This window comes from Arthrobacter sp. Hiyo1 (assembly GCF_001263615.2).
In the GTDB taxonomy this organism is placed as follows: domain Bacteria; phylum Actinomycetota; class Actinomycetes; order Actinomycetales; family Micrococcaceae; genus Arthrobacter.
This window is the reverse complement of the sequence record NZ_DF952471.1, coordinates 59691-63901: the sequence shown is the minus strand read 5'-3', so window position 1 is coordinate 63901 and position 4211 is coordinate 59691. Positions and strand designations below refer to the sequence as shown.

4 protein-coding genes and 2 pseudogenes are annotated in these 4211 nt (G+C 64.5%); 1 reads left to right on the top strand and 5 read right to left on the bottom strand.

Annotation, left to right across the window (positions count from 1 at the left end; translation table 11 throughout):
• The 5 genes and pseudogenes from AHiyo1_RS11870 to AHiyo1_RS11850 form a co-directional block, all read right to left on the bottom strand.
• The coding region (locus tag AHiyo1_RS11870) for a HipA N-terminal domain-containing protein (RefSeq protein WP_172465583.1) at positions 1–281 on the bottom strand (281 nt) is incomplete at its 3' end.
• Positions 278–511 carry a helix-turn-helix transcriptional regulator gene (locus AHiyo1_RS11865; protein ID WP_113990646.1) on the bottom strand — a complete coding sequence of 78 codons (234 nt, stop codon included), beginning with the start codon at positions 509–511 and terminating at the stop codon, positions 278–280. The genes AHiyo1_RS11870 and AHiyo1_RS11865, both read right to left, overlap by 4 nt.
• 217 nt (positions 512–728) lie before the next feature.
• Positions 729–1975: pseudogene (locus AHiyo1_RS11860) on the bottom strand (low temperature requirement protein A).
• A gap of 3 nt (positions 1976–1978) precedes the next feature.
• Complete coding sequence (locus AHiyo1_RS11855) at positions 1979–2638, bottom strand: transmembrane-type terpene cyclase (protein WP_059388699.1); 660 nt, start codon at positions 2636–2638, stop codon at positions 1979–1981.
• 78 nt (positions 2639–2716) lie between these two features.
• Positions 2717–4040: pseudogene (locus tag AHiyo1_RS11850) on the bottom strand (ATP-binding protein).
• Between AHiyo1_RS11850 and AHiyo1_RS25560 the strand changes: the two are divergent.
• Positions 4000–4211: hypothetical protein (locus AHiyo1_RS25560; RefSeq protein ID WP_216363202.1), on the top strand; the 212-nt coding region annotated here is incomplete at its 3' end. The pseudogene AHiyo1_RS11850 and the gene AHiyo1_RS25560 sit on opposite strands and share 41 nt — an antisense overlap.

Here is a 4211-nt window from a genome sequence, read left to right as displayed (position 1 = left end):
CCCATGAGGAGCGCGAGCTCGTCGTCGGCGCTGGCCTTGACCGCCCGGCGCAGGGAATTCAGGCGGCGGCCTTCCGGGAGGAGGCCCGTGAAATAGGGCGGAACCGCGCCGCTCGGGGTGAACACTGCTTCACGCGTCAGCGGGAGCGTCGTGGCAACGGCCGGACCGCCTGAGTCGAAGTACCGCGGCAAGTAGCTGAACTTGGTGCCGCCTTCATGCCGCTCGATGCGCGCGGCCAGGACGCCTTGCTTGTAGACGTCGGCGATGCGGTTGAAGGTCATGGCAGCTTGGATTGCTTGCTCGCGGGTTGCACCTTGAGCTCAAGGCCCAGAGTGCCGAGGACCGCAAGGAGTGGCTCCAATTGGACCGTGGTCTTCCCCTGCTCCACGAACCGGACGAATCGCTCCGAGACTCCTGCGAGGTCTGCGAGGTCGGACTGGCTCAGGCTCAGGGAGCCGCGGCGGGCACGGACCTTCGCGCCAAGGGACTCGGTGAATTCCCTGGAGGACATGTCCATCCTTCCTCGCCTTTTTGTGGGCATGCGCGTTGTCCGCGCTCCGGTACGTTCGTGCCGGTTTCACCATTTTCCGCCTCCATGGGAAGCGAATCAAGGGTCGATCGCTGGGAATCGGTACGTTCGTGCCGATGTGCCGCGCCGCGGCATCGTGGGTGCAGGCCGTTCGCTGCGTTCCGGTACGGCGGTTTGGGGCCAGGACCCACGATTTCGCCTAGGTGGCCGGGTGTGCCCCCAGCCTTTCCAGCGCAGCTTCCCGGCGTGCCGCCCCGCGCCTTTCGTCGATCACGATCGAGAGGGCCAGAGCCGCCACAATGACCATCATGCAGACAGGAACAGAGACGTCCAGGGCGGCCAGGCCCACACTGCCGCAAAGCAACACGACCACGAGGGCCGTGACCCCGAGGAGCGCGCGGTCGAAACCCAGCAGGTAGCCGTAGAGCGAACTCAGGGCTACCTTGAACAGGGCCACCGGGACGGCGATGGTGGCCACTACAACGGTGGCGCTGATGAGGGCCGCATGATCAATGAAGAGCGCGGCCACATGAAGTCCGCCACCAGTAGCGGCGATTGACCCAAAGATGAACATGTGGCCGTATCCGAAGGCGAATGCCCGGTGCCGTTGGTGATGCAGGGCGTGGCCAGCCGGGAGGATGAAGTAGATCCACCACATTCCAAAGGCCAGCCCGGTCCCGCCGAGACCCACGAGGGCTGCGTCAACAGACCAGCCATGAAGGGCCACGATTGCCCGAAGGGATTCGATGGCTCCGATCAGGCACTCGCCCAAGGCGATGATCGCCAGGAGTCCGTAGCGTTCCGCGATGTGGTGCGCGTGCCACGGTGTCTTGGCTTTGCGCTCGGCGATGGTCGGCGTCGCCATTTCCAGCAGGAAGAGCGGGGCAGCCATGAGGAAATTCATCAGGATGTCGGCGTGGACAATCAGCACCACCACCCAGCCGATCTGTGCCACCACCAGGAACTTCGCGTAGGTGAGGCAAGCGCTTCTGCGCTCCGGATCCTGCTTCGCCGCGCGTAGCCACTGAAAAACCAACGCCAAGCGCATGATGATGTAACCCAGCACCATGGTCGAGTTGTCCACGCGGTGGCCTTCGTCGAGCGACTGGAACATCGGCTCGATGCCCATGGCAAGGATGAGCACACCCACCATCTGCACCATGGTGACGACCCGGAAGACCCAGTCGTCAGTGTCATAGGCGCTGGCAAACCACGAGAAATTAATCCAGGCCCACATGACGGCGAACATCGCGAAGGTGAAGCCATCAACCCGGAGCCGAAACGGGCCTCGGCCAGCTCATGAGCGAACTGGCTGCCGGCCACCCCGAAGGCGATGACAAAAGTGAGGTCAAAGAAGAGTTCCAGGGGTGTGGCGGTGCGATTCAGCTCCTGGGGATCGCGCCCGCCCATGCGCGACAATGCATGGCGCAATGGATTCATGGACATGGTTCAGGGTACCGCCGGGAGGCCCCCCGAGTCCCGATCCCTGGAGAGGGCGCCCGGGTTCCTTTTGGCCCACAACAGCAGCCCGATGTACGTCAGGTCGAAAATGCTGCACAGGACGCCAATGCCCAGGATGAACAGTGAATTCTCGAGCACCCCGAAGGTGATCGTTGGCGCGAGGGTTCCGATCCACTTCGCCACAGCGATCACCAGGGACTGGCCCCGCAAGCTGCGTCGGGCAGCGAACATCGCAATAAACAGGCCGGACATCAGGAGATTCTGCAGGAATGCCGCGTACCGTGAGGCCGGATCCCAATCGAACTCGGTGATGAACAGCCACTGCACCGCGAACGACGCCAAGCCCAAGAGAGCCGCCCACCCGATGAACAGCGGCCGTGTGACAAATCCGGGAAGTTCCCGCCTGCCGAACGCGAAGAACGTGTACACAATCGCGACGTCGGCCAACGCCCAGGCAATGTTGATGACGCCCTGCACGGAGAGCCTCGTGCTGAGCGAATGCACCGAGTAGATGACTTCCCACGCGAAGTTCAAACCCAGCGCCGCCGCCGGGATCGCGTACGTCTTATCGCGAAACCCGATCCGGATCGCGCAAATGTAAACCGTAGTCCAAGCGACCCCGCTCAGGATGGTCAGAAACAGGTTCACGGTTCCTCCTTCTCCAACGCGGGGTCACTTACGGCCCATCCGGGGCGCCAATATGGGCCGTAAGTGACCCGCGTTGCTCTAAACCCGGGCGAGAGAGTCGATGTCCTCGAGGAAGTCTTGGTGGACTTCGTCGCTGACGGTGGTGCGGGTGTCGGCGATCGCGTCGAGATAGTCCTGCGTGACTGGTCCTTGCGGGCGTTCGACGCCGGTACGGCGCCCCCGGAGGAGGCGCCGGCGCCGGCAGCGTCGGCTGTATAGACGGCTTTTTCCAGGGCACGCTGGGAGGCGCTGCGTGCCGCGTACTCTATGTCCGCGGGGGAGAAGCCCTCCGTCCTCGACACCAGCAAGGCCACGTCCACCGAGTCCACCACGCTGGCCGGGATGAATCGCTGCCACATGGCCTCGCGGGCATGGACGTCCGGCAGTCCGATGGGGATGACGTAGTCGAAGCGGCCGTGGCGCAGGAAGGCGGTGTCCAGGGCGCGGATGAAGTTGGTGGCGCACACCAGGAGGCGGCCCGGCTGTTCGCGGAAGGCCGGGATGATCTTGAGGAGTTCGTTGGTGACGCCTTGCAGCGGGGACGGCGGCTCACCGGACCGCTGGGACGCGATCTCCTCCACCTCGTCGATGAACACGACCGCGTGCTCCAGTTCGGCGATTTCCAGGAACGTCTCCCGAAGCGCGCCGGCCAGTCCCTTGGGATCGGAGGCCAGGCGGGAGGGGAAGACCTCCACGAACGGCCATTCGAGCCGGGACGCGATCGCTTTCGCAAAGGTCGTCTTGCCGGTCCCGGGAGGCCGAAGAGCACGACGGCGCGCGGCGGCACCACGCCGAATTGGTCGGCGAGGTCAGCCTCGGCCAGGGGTAGGACCAGACGGCGTTCCAGCAGCTCCTTTTCGCGGCGCATGCCGGCGACGTTTTCCCACAGGTCCCGGGCCAGGATGCGGCCGCCGAGCTGGCTCAACGGCTCGAGTTCCTGGCGCTGCACCGGGATGGTCCGCTCAAAATAGTGCAGGTTTTGCTTGAGCAGGAAGCCGCGGCCCAGGAACGCCTCGACTCGGGTTTCGGACTCGGGCATGAGCGCCGAGAGCTTGTTGAGCCCGTGCGGAGTCATCCGGTTCTCGACGGCGGCCAGCAGGGAGGTGCCTATCCCGCGTCCGCGGAACTCGGGCAACGTGGCCAGGAAGACGATCCAGCCTTGGTCATGGGCTGCACGTCCGACGGCGGCACCAACCACCTGCTCGCCCTGCACTGCCACCACCGCGTGGTCCTTCTCGCATGAAGCAAGGACCTCGGAGAGCGCATAGACAGGGTCCACGTTGTCGGCTTTGAGCGACTCCCAAAGGTGCAGTATCCCGTCCATGTCCGAGGAATGGAAGTCCCTGATGCGCCAATTGCTCATGCCTGCTCCTTGGTGGATCGCCATCGATTGCCTGGTGTTGAGCATAGGCGAACCGGTGGTGGAGAGGGGTTGCGCGGGCGTTGCGTTACGTAGCTATCCGGCCGGGCGCAACCGCAGCCCCTGCATGCCGCCGTCGATCGCCAGGGACGTGCCCGACGTCGAGCCGGACAG